Origin of the sequence: Reichenbachiella sp. 5M10 (genome assembly GCF_002742335.1) — a bacterium.
Classification (GTDB): domain Bacteria; phylum Bacteroidota; class Bacteroidia; order Cytophagales; family Cyclobacteriaceae; genus Reichenbachiella.
Genome location: NZ_MDGR01000007.1, coordinates 1,504,787 through 1,522,009, shown reverse-complemented (window position 1 = coordinate 1,522,009; position 17,223 = coordinate 1,504,787). Strand labels below are relative to the sequence as shown.

The 17,223-nt window shown below is 47.5% G+C and carries 9 protein-coding genes; 6 read left to right on the top strand and 3 right to left on the bottom strand.

The features are described 5' to 3' along the window. Nucleotides 1-24 precede the first annotated feature (24 nt). Together BFP72_RS06150 and BFP72_RS06145 are read right to left on the bottom strand one after the other, a co-directional pair. Nucleotides 25-720: a LytTR family DNA-binding domain-containing protein gene (locus tag BFP72_RS06150; protein WP_099598298.1), complete on the bottom strand. Its 696-nt coding sequence runs from the start codon at nt 718-720 to the stop codon at nt 25-27. After that, complete coding sequence (locus BFP72_RS06145; protein ID WP_099598297.1) at nt 713-1,729, bottom strand: sensor histidine kinase; 1,017 nt, start codon at nt 1,727-1,729, stop codon at nt 713-715. The genes BFP72_RS06150 and BFP72_RS06145 overlap by 8 nt, the downstream gene beginning before the upstream one ends. 266 nt (nt 1,730-1,995) lie before the next feature. On the opposite strand from BFP72_RS06145, the gene BFP72_RS06140 reads away from it, so the two are divergent. The 6 genes from BFP72_RS06140 to BFP72_RS06115 all read left to right on the top strand — a co-directional run bounded on the left by BFP72_RS06140 (nt 1,996) and on the right by BFP72_RS06115 (nt 15,989). Then, nucleotides 1,996-4,362 (top strand): TonB-dependent receptor domain-containing protein, encoded by a 2,367-nt coding sequence (locus BFP72_RS06140; RefSeq protein WP_143519952.1) that lies wholly within the window; start codon nt 1,996-1,998, stop codon nt 4,360-4,362. A 24-nt stretch (nt 4,363-4,386) separates the two neighbouring features. Then, a complete protein-coding gene (locus tag BFP72_RS06135) occupies nt 4,387-5,595 on the top strand; it encodes a DUF4374 domain-containing protein (protein WP_099598295.1) in 1,209 nt (402 codons plus the stop codon). A 92-nt stretch (nt 5,596-5,687) separates the two neighbouring features. Beyond that, entirely contained in the window at nt 5,688-6,833 is a 1,146-nt protein-coding gene (locus tag BFP72_RS06130) for a PepSY domain-containing protein (RefSeq protein WP_099598294.1), read from the top strand. Between the two features lie 710 nt (nt 6,834-7,543). Next, nucleotides 7,544-9,436: a histidine kinase gene (locus tag BFP72_RS06125; RefSeq protein WP_158233304.1), complete on the top strand. Its 1,893-nt coding sequence runs from the start codon at nt 7,544-7,546 to the stop codon at nt 9,434-9,436. 22 nt (nt 9,437-9,458) lie between these two features. Then, the gene (locus BFP72_RS06120) at nt 9,459-10,202 is read left to right on the top strand and encodes a LytTR family DNA-binding domain-containing protein (protein WP_099598292.1); all 744 of its coding nucleotides are present in this window, start codon (nt 9,459-9,461) and stop codon (nt 10,200-10,202) included. Between the two features lie 219 nt (nt 10,203-10,421). Continuing rightward, nucleotides 10,422-15,989, top strand: coding sequence for a LamG-like jellyroll fold domain-containing protein (locus tag BFP72_RS06115; RefSeq protein ID WP_099598291.1), 5,568 nt, complete (start codon nt 10,422-10,424; stop codon nt 15,987-15,989). A gap of 324 nt (nt 15,990-16,313) precedes the next feature. On the opposite strand, the gene BFP72_RS06110 is transcribed toward BFP72_RS06115, so the two are convergent. Further along, nucleotides 16,314-16,727, bottom strand: a complete 414-nt coding sequence (locus tag BFP72_RS06110) for a hypothetical protein (protein ID WP_073118457.1) — start codon at nt 16,725-16,727, stop codon at nt 16,314-16,316. Nucleotides 16,728-17,223: the final 496 nt, after the last annotated feature.

The following is a 17,223-nucleotide window of genomic DNA, read 5'->3' as shown; positions in this document are numbered from 1 at the left end:
GCAGATTCAAATTCGAAGGGCAGGTCAACTGTAATCTTCTACGGAGGCTATTCTTTCCACAAAGGCCTTTTTGTACACCCGTCCGATGGGGACCGTATGCGCACCAGAGAGCTGCACCTTGTTGTGAGACACCTTTCTGACGTGCTTGAGGTGCACCACAAAGGATTTGTGTACTTGGCAAAAACTGTCATCCAGTGTTTCGAGCCAATGTCGCAAAGGATAGCCACTCAAGTGCCTGACATGTGCGCCAACTATCTCTGTATAATCTGCGTCAGACTTGATCAGTACGATATCATCCAGTGACATGCGGATGAGCTCATGCCCGGACTTGATAACTATCGTCCGTTCGTCCTTGTCGTCTTCGGTATGACGTGTACTGACAACCTTGGACACAGCCAGATTGAAGCGCTCTACAGAAAAAGGCTTGAGCAGATAGTCTATCACCTGGTACTCGTAGCTCTCCAAGGCATAATCAGGAAAGGCGGTGGTAAGGATCACCGGAGGATGGTCGGCCTGAGACTTCAAAAACTCCAACCCTGACATCTTAGGCAAATGGATATCCAAAAAAACCAAGTCTATTTTAGACTTTTGCATAAAATCCATCAGCGACACTGCGTCCGAAAAGGTCGCCTTTAGACTCAAACCAGGGTGATCCCCTATAAACTTGCTGAGGATGCGCTGCGCTGGTGGCTGATCCTCTACTATCACACATTCAAGCATAATCTGACTGTTTTAACTTTAGCTGCAACCGTACTTCGAACGCATTGCCCTGATCATGGATCTCCAAGCGGTGACTATCCGGATAGACCAGTCCCAATTGCTTCTTGACATTGGACAAACCAATACCATGAGCCAAATTTTCCGTATTGGTATGGGGCAAATAACTATTGATACATACGAAATTCAAAATACCCTCTGCACTCACCTCCATGCGCACATGGATGTATATCATGTCGGACTGACTGGATGTAGAGTGTTTGAATGCATTTTCCACAAACACAATCAGTATCAACGGAGCAATCATGAACCCCTCATGATCCACCTCGGATGTGAACGACACTTCCCCCCTATGCTCGATCCGCAGTTCGTTGAGTGCCATGTAATCCTGGAGGTGCTTGACCTCTTGTATCAGATTGACCTGCTCCGAATTGCACTCATACAGCATATAGCGGAGCACCGAAGACAGCTCCAAGATAATCGAAGGGGTCTTGGGCGAATTCTCTATGGCGTAGGCATACAGGTTGTTGAGGTTATTGAATAAAAAATGGGGATTGATCTGTGATTTAAGGAACTGTAGCTCGTTTTCCTGTGCCAAGGATCGCAGTTCCTCTACCTCCTTTTGCTTCTTGATAAAATCCCACGCCAACTTAAAAGCCACAAAGATGACCATGATCGGCAGAGTCTCACTCAAGGTGAATACCAATCCAGGAAAATACGTACCCCGAGTATCTGGAAAGTAGAGCTGCTCCAAGCCATACTCATCGACCAAGATCACCAATACAATCACCGTCACCACTGCTGCGACAAACAGCAGCATGCGGTTGCGATAGTAGAGCTTCGGCAGCAATACATAGTTGATCACCATAGCCGCTACCATGTAGTTGGCAAAGAATGCAATCTTGTATGGCTCTATCGCAAAAGTGTAATCCTGCACATACGAAAAGAAGAAAAGCAGTACAAGCATGACAGCCAACTGGTAGAGTATTTCTCTGCGTGTCCATTTATTCATCTTCAAAACAAGTCATATAATTTCATTCGAACGACTCCTTAACCCAAAAAGTAAGAAGCCCTCCATGACACATGTCGTTCATCCTGTTTTTCGTGCAGTTGACAGAAAAGCCCCTCCTATTCATTAGAAATACACCATTTTCGCAATCAATAATTAGTCTAAATAAGATTAAGGCCTAAGTTTGTGATTCAATAACCCAAAAAAGGCAAGTCAAAACAAGCCATTAGAAGCAGCAAACTGAGTCAAAAAGTAAACAAATAAATTCATTGAATCACAAAACCACGCATATCCTTATCACCCTGCTGATGGCCTTACCCATCGGTGGATTGTTTGCTCAAAGTCACCTGCTGACAGGGCATATCACAGACGAAAAAGGAGGCGACCTGCCTGGCACAACTATCCTCGAACTAAACAGTAGAAAAGGCGCTGTGACCGATGGAAAAGGTCAATTTGAACTCAACCTAAACTGTACTACCTGCCAAGTAGAAATCTCTGGATTGGGATTTGAAAAACAACTCATCAAAATCGACTTCTCCAGTTCTACACAACAGCACCTCGGCAAAATAGTCCTACGTGAGGACACACAGGTACTCAACGAACTAGTCATCACAGAAAGCAAAGCAGATCAAGTCGAACAGAAAGCATTTTCGGTCACGGCGATAGATGCCAAGCCCCTCCAGATCCGCAACATGGATGTCAACATGGTACTCGGGCAAGTCACCGGAGTACGCATACGCGAAGCAGGTGGCATGGGCTCACGCTTCACCTTTTCGCTCAACGGTCTATCTGGCAGACAGGTCAAGCTGTTCATCGATGACATCCCCATGGACGTGATGGGCAGAGCCTTTAGTCTCAACAACTTCCCCGTCAACCTCATCGAGCGTGTGGAAGTGTACAAAGGCGTAGTACCTGTACATCTAGGCAGTGATGCCCTCGGAGGTTCAGTCAATATCTTGACCGATCAGTCCGTTCAGTCATTCTTAGATGCCTCGTACAGCTATGGATCATTCAACACCCATCGCGCCGCATTCGTAGGTCGCTATAGGTTTGAAGAATCAGGTTTCACCGTAGGACTCAAAAGTTTCTTCAACTACAGCGACAACAACTACACCATGTACGACATGGAAGGCTATGTAGACAAAAAACCTGTAGACATAGATGCAGAAAGATACCATGATGCCTACCGATCATTCATGACACAGCTAGAGGTCGGGTATACAGATACCAAATGGGCAGATGTGCTGATGGTCAATGCGGCATACGCGGATTTGCACAACGAAATCCAGACGGGCTATACCGTGAAGCAGCCCTTTGGAGAAGCCGAGGAATACGAAGACGACTACATCCTCAGTCTGGACTATAGGAAATCCGATTTTGGGATCAAAAATCTGGATGTGAAACTATTTTCGCTATACAGCAAGTTTAACCGTACGGTCATCGACACCTCATCCTACGTCTACGACTGGGAAGGCAACCGTGAGCCCAACATCAACCCCTCATGGGGAGAAGCCCTCCGAGAAAAATCATACTACGAGTTTAGCCAGCGCTCCTTCCTCCAGCGCGCGTACCTCAGCTACGATTTCACCCCCAACCAGAAGTTGAGCTTCAACTACATCACCACCTATATCGAAAGGCAAGGTGAAAACCGCTACGGTATACCGGAGCAGCAGTCTTTTGCTAGCCCCAACAAACTGGCCAAACACATCCTAGGCCTCTCCCATGAAATGAACCTGCTACACGACAAGCTGTCCGTGATCCCAACGCTCAAGCGATACCTCTTTAACATCAACGCCACAGACATCCTAATCTACGAAGACAACACCTTTGAACAACAGTCGCTGACGACCCACATCAGCAATTGGGGCTATTCCCTTGCATTGCGCTATTACTTCACCGACGACTTATACATGAAGGGCTCATTCGAAAGAGGCTACCGTATTCCAGAGCCTTTTGAGATATTCGGAGATGGTCTAATCACCGAATCCAATCCTAACCTGAAGCCTGAAGAGTCCTACAACTACAACTTAGGCACCTATTTCAAGCTTGAATTGAATGACTTTCATAGCGTTCAGCTCGGTCTCGGAGGGTTCTACCGCGACGTACGTGACTACATTTTTGAAAAGAACAACGGCAAGGTCAATCAATTTGAAAACATCGAAGATGTCGTCAGCAAAGGTCTGGAGATCGAAATGGGCTACAAATGGAAGGACAAATTGACGATCAATACCAACCTGACCTGGCAGGAGTTCATCAACAACCAGGAGACCACCTTAGTCACCAACCGCCCCAACCCAGCCTACGGTCTGCGTATCCCCAATACGCCCTACCTGTTTGGCAACCTAGATGCGACCTATACCTTCAAGCCTCTTTTTCAGAAAATCGGACTTTCGGCCTATTACAGCTTCAACTACGTTCACGATTTTCTACTGGCCTATGACTTGATCAACAACCCACAAAACGAAATCCCTGCCCAATTCATTCAAAATGCAGGGCTGACCTTCTCTGGACCTAAACAAAAACACTCCCTTTCACTCGAAGGACGCAACCTCTTCAATGAGGTCGCCTATGACAACTATAAGCTTCAGAAGCCTGGGCGCGCTTTCTATGTCAAGTGGAGATATTTTCTCAAGTAATTTCAAATCATAAATTTTATCAAAGTGAAACAAATCAATACATTCAAGAAACTTAGCTATCTACTGATGGCATTCGCGATTGGCTTTACGGCTTGTAACGATGACGAAGGTTCTAGTTTACCAAAAGATGACGAAGAATATAGCTACCTCGTGTCTCCCGCACTAGAGTCAGCAGACTTATACCCTATGCACCCTCAGACGACGTTGCAGTCTGGCACGACGAGCATCTACGATGCACAGGAGATCCCTGATGCACCTTGGAACGTAGTAGTCGGCGGTGCTGACGGCTATGTCTATCTCAACTATGACGGTACGCTGACCAAATACAGCGTAGACGGACAAGGCTCCCTCACTGCTGAAGGATCTATCCTCGGCACAGGTACGAGTGGCGGACCACTCTCTACCTTCACTACAGGCTCAGAATATTTGGTATCAACAGGTGTGAGATACAACACGACTGGTCTTTTCGCTTATCAAGTACTAGACACAGAGGGTATGACTGAACTTTCCAGTGGCAATATCACCGTGAACTTAGCGGAAGGTGAAGCTGCTGCTCCATCGATCTACATCTACAAAGACGGCAAGATTCTCGTACCCTACATCCACTATGACACTGAAGGGCATTCGTATGATTATGCACCACTACAAGTATATGACGCTGCTACCATGACCTACGAAAAGACGATCCAAGATGATCGCACTGCGGGCCTAGGCTATAGCGTAGTAAGCTCTCATGGGTTTGACGAAGACGGTAATTTGTACATCGCTTCTTGTCCATCTAGCTACTGGGGAGACAATGAAGACATGCCTTCAGGCCTACTCCGTATCAACAATGGAGAATTAGACTTTGACGACAGCTACTTCCTCGATTTGAGTAGCAAATTCAACGGCAACCATACAGCAGGATTCCTATATGTGGGCAACAACAAAGCCATCGTGCAGGTATTCAGAAGTGACTTGATCGAAGCATACGCGGACTTCCAAGGCAGCTACTGCATCGAGTACCACGTCGTAGATGTAGTCTCAGGTGCTACCGAAAAACTCAACATCGACTTGAGCTTGTACCCAAGACACGCACTCACGCTCAGCAGAGATGGAAAAGGCATCATCGCAACTACTACCGAAGCAGATGGCTCGGCTATGTACGCATACGATGCGGGTGACGGTTCACTTACTAAAGGACTAGTCTATGAAGACACTGATTACATCGGTGGTATCTTGAGTTTTAGATAACATCTACCATAATCCAACCCTACCATGCAATCACACGGCTCATCACGAGCTGTGTGATTTGTTTGGTTCATAAACTGTCAGTACTCCTACGCATGAAAAAACCACTCAAAAAACTCATCCTCCAACTCCACCTCTGGATCGGTCTGCTCACAGGTCTTGTCGTCTTCATCGAAGGAATCACAGGGGCGATCTATGTTTTTTCGGGTGAGATCACCGAATGGGTGGATGCGGACAAACACCGAATACCTGGAGAACCAGGGGTAGCCTACATGCCTGCTAGCGAACTGCAAGCCCTAGCTCAAGAAGCCATCGAAGAAAAAGACGCTTCTCTGCTGCGCTTTTTCATAACCAACGACCCCAAATCCTCCATCGCCTTCACTTTTCGCAAGCTCAACCCCGATGCGCTGTTTTATCACGACTATATGGAGACTTACAAAACAGTCTACCTCGACCCCTACACCGGAAAAGTCCTAAAAGTAGAAAACACCAAATGGGAGTTTTTCAACATGATCATGTGGCTACACATGACCCTCCTGCTCAACTACAGCCTCGGAGGTACGATCGTGGCGTGGGGCGTACTGGGCTTTGTACTGCTCATCGTCTCGGGTCTCATACTCTGGTGGCCCAACAACAAAACAGTACGCAAAAAACGATTGACCTTCCTCTGGAAACCTGAATTCGGATGGAAAAGAAAAAACTTTGACCTCCATGCCGTCTTGGGCTTCTACATCATCGCATTGGCATTGATCATATCCATCTCTGGGCTCTTTTACTCCTTCCACTTCGTGAGTGACAGCCTCCGATGGATCGCCAACGGTGGCCAAACCATCAAGCGTCCGTTTCCCACAACCGCCGAGGTGATCCCCAGCTCCGACATGCAACCGATCGATATTGCCTTCCAAGCATCCCTCCTCAAAACGCCCAACGCAGACTCCTATGTAGTCAAACTACCCCGAAAACCAGAATTCCCCTATGTCGTAAGAGCCTACATGTCTAAAGATGTCTACTACCACCGCGTGGTACACTACTACGACGGCCAAACTGGAGGCCTACTCCAAACAGACACCAGAGCAGACCTCACCAACGGCGAACACTACAGCAACATGAACTACGACATACACGTCGGTAGCATAGGCGGCCTACCCACCAAGATCCTCGCCTTCCTCGCCTGCCTGATCATCGCCAGCCTACCCGTCACAGGCTTTCTGATTTGGAGAAACAAGAGTTACAAGATCTAAGCAAACCTTATGTGTGTCTAAACCCAGTAGTAGCCCGCCTGACTCGTGAGCATACGCAAGCCAAAAGACGCTCGACCCAAAAAGCTGTAGATCTGAGTTCGATTCATAATCACTACAAATCATCTGTTGTCTGCTTTATTCAATGTTTTGAAAATTATACTGTTTGAGCGATAGCGAGTTTATGACTTTCTAGACCTTTTGCTTCCTTTTTTGGCAATGAAAAATAAGCGTTTACATGCCGGAAGCATGGCTTGTCTGGCTTGAAGACAAAGTAGGATTGTAGCATTACAGACAAGGTTTTAATGAAATTTAGAACCGAACTCAGGTTGTAGCTTACCCAAGTGAACACTCTGCCTACAATACCCCTTACTCATCCAAGATGGATGCGCAAGCCTTTGTCTTTTGACTCAATTGAGTTATCTTCCTGACTTATTCAAACCTTGGGACGCCCACCCGTAGCATCGTTGCTTCAACCAATTATTACCTATGAACTATTCTAGCTCTTTGCTTTTTCAGCAAACACTGACAGGGAGTATTTCCCGATCGAGTGATCGCCGCATTTCCCATGCAAATGGAAGATTGCTTGACCTCCACATAGGTTTATCAACCGATTGAATCCTGTCAACTGACAAGATGTAATGGATCTCAGACCCAGCAAGAGGCAGCACGTCTTGCCTCACTGCCTCTGGTACTACAAAATTCTGCATACAATGAGCAAAGCCCTTTTTACCCTATTCACCCTAGCCATATTCTCCTTGTCTTGTTCCCAAAAACAAAGCGCACAACTGGAACCGATCACCTCCTCTCAAGATTCATTGACAATGGAGCAAATCCGTGGACGATGGAAAAAGTCGCTCTACCAAACTCCCGACTCGGTAAAGGCAGCAGCTGAAGAAATGTTGCAGTTCGCTCAAGCAAAAGGCATCAGATCAGGCATCATCGCTGGCAACAACATGATGGCCGTCTACTACTCAAAAAGCGGAGATGATAAGCAAGCACTTGAAATCTATGATGAAAACTTGACACTGAATCAAGGAGATCTCAAAGGAGAAGCCAACATTTATAACAATATGGGGAATTGCTACCTCCGATTGGGTGATTTTGATTTGGCACTAGAGGCTCAAATCAAAGGGCTAAAGGCTGAAGAAGCCAGAGCCAATACGGAAGGCATTGCGATCTCTCATCTAAACATATCAGGTGTGTACGCGCATCTCAAAAATGATGACAAGACGCTGGAAAGCGCCATGAAGGCCTACGACATGGCGCAGAAGCATAGCATAGAACCTGTCATCATGCAGAGTGCTTTTCAGATTGCCGAGCTTCGGATCAAGCAAGGAAATGATTCTTTGGGAATGGTCTATGCCGATACGGTGATCCGCTCGGCTCAAAGACTAGGCTCGAGTTTTGGGGTACACAAAGGCATGTCTGTGCAGGCCAAAGCCCTTGCCAAACAAGGCAAATTGCCTGAGGCACTGGCCGTGATCAGAGAGGTCAAATCATACTATCTCTCCAAGGATATCAAAAATGAGGTGCTCCTCCAATCCGTATCGGAAATCGAGTTTCTAAACATGATGGGCCGACACCATGAATCTGAAACATTGATCTCCAAAGCCCTCAATCTGGCTCAGCAACTAGGAGAAAAAGAGCAACTGGCCAACCTCTACTACACCCTATCGATGATTCATCAGCACCGAAACAATGCTATAGCAGCACTGGAAGATTTCAAGCGGTATCACAGCTATAAGGACAGTCTGCTCAATTCCGAAAAAGTAAAGGCGATCGAGGATATGGCGATCAAATACGAAACAGAAAAAAAAGAAGCAGAAATAGCCACGCTCTCTCAGCAGGCGGCTATTCAAGCGCTGGAATTGAAACAAAAAAACCTTGTAATCCTTATTGGCTTGGTCGTTTTCACCTTGGTGATCGTCATTGCCTACTTTGTATACCGAGAGCGGTCACTCAAGAAGGAACGCGCACAAACCGAGCTAGAACAGCGCTTCCTTCGCTCCCAGCTCAATCCTCATTTCATCTTCAATGCACTGATGGCCATTCAGAATTTCATGTTGAAAAATGATGGACCAACAGCCGCTATGTACCTCACCAAGTTCTCCAAACTCATGCGAGAGATTTTGGAGAGTTCAAGACAAGAGTTCATACCTCTAGCCTCTGAAGTAGAACTGATCACCAACTATCTCGACATACACAAAATGCGCCTAAATGATGCCTTTGCATACAGTATTGAGATTGATGAGACAGTAGATCCTGAGACCGACACCATCCCTCCGATGTTCGTACAGCCCTTTGTCGAAAATGCCATCGAACACGGCATAGCAGACAAAAAGAATGGAGGACAGATCGACCTTCGGTTCAAAAAATATGACGAGCACATTGCGATAGAAATCACGGACAACGGAAAAGGACTCATCAAGAAGACCCATTCAGGACATAATTCACTGGCTTCTACCATCATTCAGGAGCGAATGACCCTCTTCAACAAATCCCTGAAAACCAAAATCCAATTGGTACTGGGCGACATCAAAAATGACCAAGGAGAAATTGAGGGTACGAGAGTAGAATTGAAGGTTCCTTTCAGTTACATTTGAATAAGCTAGTGAAGAAACAATTATGCGCGTAGTTCTGGTGGATGACAATGATGTCGTCAGAGACAATCTAAAGACCTTATTATCAATGTATGCTCCAGAGGCAGAAGTAGTCGGTGAAGCAGACGGAGTGCAGGCAGGGATTGCCTGCCTCAAGGCGAACAAACCTGACCTCCTACTTTTGGATGTAGAAATGGAAGACGGTACGGGGTTTGACCTACTCGCGATCTATGGACAACTTGACTTCAAAGTGATCTTCATCACTGGACATGATGCCTATGCGATCAAGGCCATTAAATTTAGCGCCATTGACTATCTCCTCAAGCCTGTTGACCCGGAGTTGCTTTCAAACGCGATTGCCCGTGCCAAGCAAGCCATGGATACCCAGGAAGAAAATCTGAAACTCACCAACCTGTTTCAAAATCAAGACAGCACATTGCCCGATAAAAAGATCGTTCTCAAAGATGCGGAAACCATCTATCTGATTGCCATCAAGGATATCATTCGGTGCGAGTCTCAAGCAAACTACACATGGTTTTTCATTTCAGATGGTCGGAAAATCATCGTTTCGAAAACGTTGAAAGAATACGACGCTCTCTTTGAAAGCAAGTACTTCTTTCGAGCGCATCAGTCGCACTTGATCAACCTCATGCATTTTGACCGATACGAGAAAAAAGATGGTGGCGTAGTACATATGAAAGATGGCAGTACCCTACCCGTAGCTGTACGAAAGAAAGACGCGCTACTCTCCTCATTGGAGTCGATTTAAGCAAGTTAAACGTCGAGGGAATGAGCCCTAAAGGTTTGCAATGAAATCCTGTGGGCACAATATTCGATGCTAGACATTCGACAAATCGAATTCGGCCCAAAACGAATAATAGAAATAGTCCAACGAATTTTCAATAGGTAGACCCGAACAGTCAATTGGAAATTTACTCCTGTCAATATGCTTTTTGTTTGATCAGCCTTAAACAAAAACAAACTTGTCATGAGATACCTTTTACCAACAATCATCGCAGGGTTCATCACCCTAACCACATTCAACGGAATGGCCCAATGTCATCTGGCCGTTCAAAACATAACCGAAGATTTCAACAATCCAGTGAGCTGCTGGACTTTCACCGCTAGAAACAATATTGCAGAAAATTTCACTGGCGTTAGCAATGGTGTTTTACGGATGCTTCCTAGACACATCGGATCTCTCGCCGTATTGCCTCGCGTGTACAACGCCAGCGGGGTATTGTCATTTGATATTTCCGGTTTGGGTCATTACCAAGTCGGCGTGATGGCCAGCCCTGGGGATGGCGGTTCATTTACAGAGATATCAAGTGGAACGATCAATACAAGCGGTACAGTTGCGCGAACAGTAAATTTCGGAAGCTATACTGGAACGTATCAATATATCGCTATCCTCGTGACCAACGGACCCTATTCCAATGGAAACATTTCCGTAGATGATCTTAGCTATATCAGCGGATGTCCTAGCACAGATTTTCCGGTTTTTAATATCAATGAAAACATCACAGTAGACTTGGATGCATCAGGCAATGGGAGTCTATCTGTTGGCGATGTAGACGTGAGCTCTGTCACGTCCTGTGGCCATGCGCTATCCAGCCTCAGTCTCGACCAAACGGCCTTTACTTGCTCAGACTTAGGGGTCAATAATGTAAACCTGACCGCCGAATACAACGGAAACCCAATCGGCGTACTCTCTGTCCCCGTGACAGTGGAGGACAACCTGGCACCTATAGCCGCTGGTCAAAACATCACCGTACCTGTAGACGCCAACACAGGCTTAGGCATGATCACCGCTGACATGGTCGAAAACGGCTCTACGGACAACTGCGACAGCAATGGAGATTTAATCAAATCGCTTTCCAAATCCATCTTTAGATGTGAGGACACAGGAGACAACCTCGTAACGCTTACCGTAGAGGATGCCAGCGGAAACATCAGCACGACAGAGGTCACCGTGACCGTGACCTCCGATGTGACAGATGAATCGATCACTGCTGCAAACGCCAATTTCTGTCCTGATGGTACCGCAGGATCCACCATATCCACAGGCAGTTCGGTTGTGGGCTTCAACTATACCCTGAGAAACAGCGCATCCAACGCCATCGTAGATGGTCCCTATGCGGGTACAGGCAGTGCCATTGATTTCGCCACCGGAAACTTGAGTGAAACGACTACATTCAATGTACTCACAGAAAAAGTAAGAACGCCGACCCAGACCGCTTTGGCGTTTGATGGGGTAAACGATTATGTATATGCCGGCACAGACAACAGAGGCATCACCACTGAAGTCAGCATCGCCGCGTGGGTAAAAACCACAGCAAGCGTGGTTAAAATCATGGTGGCCAAGTATGATGGCACAAACGGATTTTACTTACAGATGAATGCAAATGGAACAGCCATTCTTTATGGAAGAGATGGGTCTGGCGCCAAAAATTCAGGGAGTTCTACAACAACGATCAATGACGATGAATGGCACTATGTAGTCGGTACTGCCAACCTAGCCACGGGAAACTGGAGGATATACATCGACGGAATCCAAGAAAACGGAGTGACCAATTCTACTGGTGCCACCCTAGCCTCCCCTGCCAATTTCTACATTGGAGCACAATCGGCCATCTATTTCCCTGGTAGTCTTGATCAAGTCACAGTTTGGAATATGGAACTGGGAGCAGCAGACATTCTTTCACACTTCACCTCCTGCCTGACCGGTACGGAAACGGGCATTGTCGGGCACTTCATCTTCGAAGACGGGTCTGGTACGACATTGACCGATCAATCCCCATCAGCTATAGACGGGACATTGTCAGGCATGGACGATGCGGACTGGATTGATGTCATAAGCCCATCCTGTGCGGCTAAAGCGTGCGAATACCAAATGGTCACTGAGGTAACAATTGGAGACAATACACCTCCTACTGCCATTGCGCAAGCGTTCACCTTGTTGCTAGGGAGCACAGGTAGTGCGGCCTTGAGTGTGGCAGATATAGACAATGGATCGTCGGACAATTGTACCGCAGCAGGCAACCTAATGATGACATTGGACAAAACGGAGTTTACCTGCGAGGATATCGGCACCAATACCGTGACACTCACCGTGACGGACGAAGAAGGCAATGTATCCACCGCCAACGCAACTGTCACCGTGACGACCGTCATCGAGGACGAAGCGGTCACCATATCTGAGACGGAGCTTTGCCCATCAGGCGCTTCTGGCACTACCGTCTCCGTCGCTAGCTCAGTCGTGGGGGTAAATTACTATCTCCGAAACAGCAGCGACGATAGCGTACTGGACGGCCCTATAGCTGGGACAGGGAGCGCACTGGATTTCTCCACTGGATCGACGAGCACATCCACGACCTTCAATGTTTTGGCCGAATCAGAGGGGCTTACAAGAGACTATCTTGATTTTGATGGAGTAGATGATCAAGTCAACGCAGGAAACGATAACAGAGGGATTTCGCAAGAACTGACCGTGTCCGCATGGATCAAAACATCTGCATCGACCACTCAGGCCATTGCCCAAAAATACGACGGTACGAACGGGCTCTTGATGTACTTGCATACATCTGGTGCGGTAGCCATCACAGCAGGTGATGGCAATGCCTATAAGACATCCAACTTCTCCACCACTGCCGTCAATGACAATGAATGGCACTATGTGACAGGTACGATAAATATATCCACCGGATTCTGGGCGATCTATGTAGACGGTGTACTGGAGAATAGTACAATGAATGTATCGGGAGCAACTTTGGCGACCACTGCGGATCTCATCATTGGGTCGTACTCAACATTCTTTTTTGAGGGAGCGATTGATCAATTGACCTTCTGGAACACCGCCTTGGATCAGGCAACCATTCAGAGCTACATGGCCAACGGCATCACTGGGTCAGAGTCTAACCTTGTTGGCTATTTCCCATTTGACGAAACTGCTGGCACCACAGCCACCGATGCTTCCGCTACGGCAATCCACGCATCACTGACCAACATGGATCCATCCACGGATTGGCTCTCTGAGCATACACCCGGCTGCCAACTCGAAATGAGCACCGAGGTGAGTATCACGATAGCGGACAATACCGATCCAAACGCCTTGACTCAGGACATCACCATCGCACTCGACGCAAACGGCGATGCGAGCATTGCTGCTGCCGACATTGACAATGGATCATCCGACAATTGCTCCACAGTGACTTTGAGCCTTAGCAGCAGCACCTTTACCTGTGCTGACCTGGGAGCAAATACCGTGACCCTCACAGCTGAGGATGGCAGTGGCAATCAGTCCACAGCCACAGCGACGGTGACCGTCGTAGACACTACCGCTCCTACAGTCGCTTCCCAAAACCTATCCGTTGCACTTGACGCCACTGGCCATGTCACCGTTGATCCTGCTTCTATCAATACATCTTCATCCGACAACTGCAGCGCAACACTGACTTTTGACTTAAGTCAAACTGCCTATGACTGTACGGATGTTGGGGACAACACAGTTGCCTTTTCCGTGACCGACGAAAGCGGAAACACGGCAACTCAAAACGTAACTATCACCATCACCGATGCTGCACCGACCGCAGTGGCTCAGAATATCACGGTGGAGCTGGACGCCAATGGCGCAGCTACTATCAGTCCATCAGACATAGACAATGGCTCCATGGACGATTGTACAACTGCTCTTGACTTGGTCATGAGCCTAGACGTGACGTCCTTTGATTGCGAGGATATCGGCACGCCCAATCCAGTGACTCTTTCGGTGACCGACCTCCATGGAAACACAACAACGGCCACAGCCACAGTGACTGTCGTAGACCTACTGGCACCAACCGCAAGTACGCAGGACATTACTATTGTACTGGACGAAAGTGGAAATGCCTCCATTGCCCCTGCTGACATCAATAGTGGCTCTAGCGACAACTGTACTGCTGCGGCTAGCCTCATACTGAGTCTGGATGTGACGACCTTTGACACAAACGACCTTGGGCCAAACACTGTGACCCTGACCGTCACAGACGCCCATGGCCATACCGATACAGGTACTGCGACCGTCACCGTATCTGACAAAGAGCTACAAACAGCAACCTTCACTGGCATGATGGACAAAGTGTTTGGAGATCCGAATTTCGACATAGTCGCGACGACAGACAATGGCCTTCCAGCCACCTTCACGGTGACCAGTGGCAACCTGAGCATTGTGTCCTCCACCACCCATTCGGCGACCGTTTCTGTAGACGGTGCAGGTGTAGCCATGATTTCCGTTTCCAACAGTGGGGATGACACCTATGCACCCCTACAGGAGACCATCACCATCACAGTAGACAAAGCCGATCAAATACTTGCCATCGAAAATGTGACAGACCAATCCATGGATGCTTCGCCCCTAGCCATCAATGCCTCGGTCAACTCAGGGTTGACTCTAGATTATGCCGTGACCGGCCCTGCGTCCCTTTTGGGAAATATAATCACACTGGACGGAACCCTAGGCACTGTAGAAGTGACGGTAAGCCAAACAGGGAATAGCAACTACCATTCGGTTTCAGAGGCGATTCGTTTCGATGTAGTAGAAAAGCAAGCTCAGACCCTTGTGTTTACTGACATTCCTGATTTGACCTACGGGGCACTTGATCAAAGCATGACTGCCACGGCATCCTCTGGATTATCGGTGGACTTCCATGTGATATCAGGCCCTGCCGTACTGAATGGAAGTACACTATCGATTACAGGCACTGGCACGGTAGTAGTCGAAGCGACTCAAGCCGGCGATACAGATTTCCTCGCAGCTGTAGCCCAGCAGAGTTTTGTGGTAAGCAAAGCTCCATTGACCATCATAGCAGATGATCTGTCCATTACTTATGGTGATGCCATACCTTCGCTAACATTTACCTACGTGGGGTTGGTAAATGGCGAAAGCGGAAACGATTTATTATCTGAACCAACCCTGACCACAACAACAAACAACGCAAGTGATGCGGGAACTTATCCTATCACACTTTCAGGTGGTGCTTCAGACAATTATGAAATTTCACTACAGGATGGTGCCTTGACGATCGACAAGGCAGACCAGATCATCAGCATTGATCAAATTGCCGACAAGGCGCCAACCGATGTAGACTTTGACGTGGTGGCATCTGCGACCTCTGGCTTGGCGCTCACCTATGACATCTCTGGCCCTGTGACCATCACGGGGACGACCATTAGCCTCCATGGCACCCATGGTACCGTGACGCTCACTGTGACACAGGCAGGAGACATCAATCACAACGCGGCATCTGAAAGCATAACGTTTGAGGTACAAGTCATAACAGACGTATCCGCTTTTGACACGGCTATACGCATCTACCCCAATCCAGCGGTCCACGAATTGGTGATCACGGGAGCAGAGCACAGTGCAGTGAAAATGTTCTCCTTGGACGGAAAACTCGTAAAACAAGTGACCCTGAGCCATCAAAAACTCAATATCGGTGACCTAGAGAATGGCACCTACCTGGTGGAGGTTAGCCAAGGACAAGAAAGAGTAGTGAGAAAAGTAGTGAAAGTGAATTAAGGCAGCGTGTGCTACCGTACATGCAAAGGCGACTCTTCTAGGGTCGCCTTTATCATTTTCCCACCATGGATACCCCCATATAGGTTTTGGTTGGAAGCAAATACCTAAAAGAGGCAGATATGATTCCTTCTCCATCCCATACGATTGTTTTGACCCGTATAGGTTGAGTCCTACGCCGTCTGCATCGCCCCTTGGCACAGGCCATACTGCTTGTTTCTCTGAATTCCCGAGCACACTTTAGGATGAGGAGGATAAAAAAAGACCATGAACCTACACTTTCAAAGTGTCATTCATGGTCTCTTGTCATTGGTGTATTGCGGGTGCTTATGCAGCGGGTTCCTCATGTTTTCCATTAGACGATTTTTCAAATTTCACATGGTCCAGCCCCTGTTGTAGCAGTGCGCTTGGACGATAGACGATCTTGAATCTACGGATGTTGTTTCTCGTAACTTCATCCGCACTATCGGCAGGCGAGCTGCTGATGGAAGGATAGAGCGTACCCAACTGACCCAAATCTACTGCACGACCATTGATCAGATGATGGTTTGCTTTACGAAGAAACGCTTCCAATACGGCGATAAAAACACCGGGATGTACAACATTCAACTCTTCGATCTCTGTCAAGAGATCACGAAAATCTACTTTGTCACCTCTATCGATGGCAGCATAATACTTGACGACTCCCCCGCCAACTACTCCTGGATGGCCTTTGGGGACTATTTTGAACTTTACAGTCATAACTTTACTATTTAGATGTTAAAAAAAAATTGAGAATCGCTTAACTAACCCTAGCGCAGTTTGGACAGAGTCCTTCCCTGAGGGAGACCTAGGCAAAAGCCGACAATGCTTGTCTGGAGCTTTGCTAAGTGGGTACTTGCAAAAGGGGTGTTGCTTGGCTGGGTCGCGACAGTGTAGTGCTCGACTTGGCTGGGCATGGGCTGTGAAAAGCGCGGGTACCGAATGGCCTTTTCGATGTATCTATTAGACAATATTTCTATAACAATTTCCGATCCAAAAGCACCACACGAGACGTTAATAAAAGTTAAAAACAAACACGTGTGTTTGACGCTCCAATCACGTGTGTTTGACCGTCCGAACACACGTGATTGATCGACCGAACACACGTGATTGATCGACCGAACACGTGTCTTTGAAGCCGCAAACACACGTGATCAAAAAACCCCACTCAAATGGCCCTAAACGCACTTTTTTGAGGGTGTTTTTTTTGATAAAC

Excerpts from the sequence above, each read along its gene's own strand:
- BFP72_RS06150 (WP_099598298.1), bottom strand. The coding sequence starts at position 720 with ATGCTTGAATGTGTGATAGTAGAGGATCAGCCACCAGCGCAGCGCATC.
- BFP72_RS06145 (WP_099598297.1), bottom strand. The coding sequence starts at position 1,729 with ATGAATAAATGGACACGCAGAGAAATACTCTACCAGTTGGCTGTCATG.
- BFP72_RS06130 (WP_099598294.1), top strand. The coding sequence starts at position 5,688 with ATGAAAAAACCACTCAAAAAACTCATCCTCCAACTCCACCTCTGGATC.
- BFP72_RS06125 (WP_158233304.1), top strand. The coding sequence starts at position 7,544 with ATGAGCAAAGCCCTTTTTACCCTATTCACCCTAGCCATATTCTCCTTG.
- BFP72_RS06120 (WP_099598292.1), top strand. The coding sequence starts at position 9,459 with ATGCGCGTAGTTCTGGTGGATGACAATGATGTCGTCAGAGACAATCTA.
- BFP72_RS06115 (WP_099598291.1), top strand. The coding sequence starts at position 10,422 with ATGAGATACCTTTTACCAACAATCATCGCAGGGTTCATCACCCTAACC.
- BFP72_RS06110 (WP_073118457.1), bottom strand. The coding sequence starts at position 16,727 with ATGACTGTAAAGTTCAAAATAGTCCCCAAAGGCCATCCAGGAGTAGTT.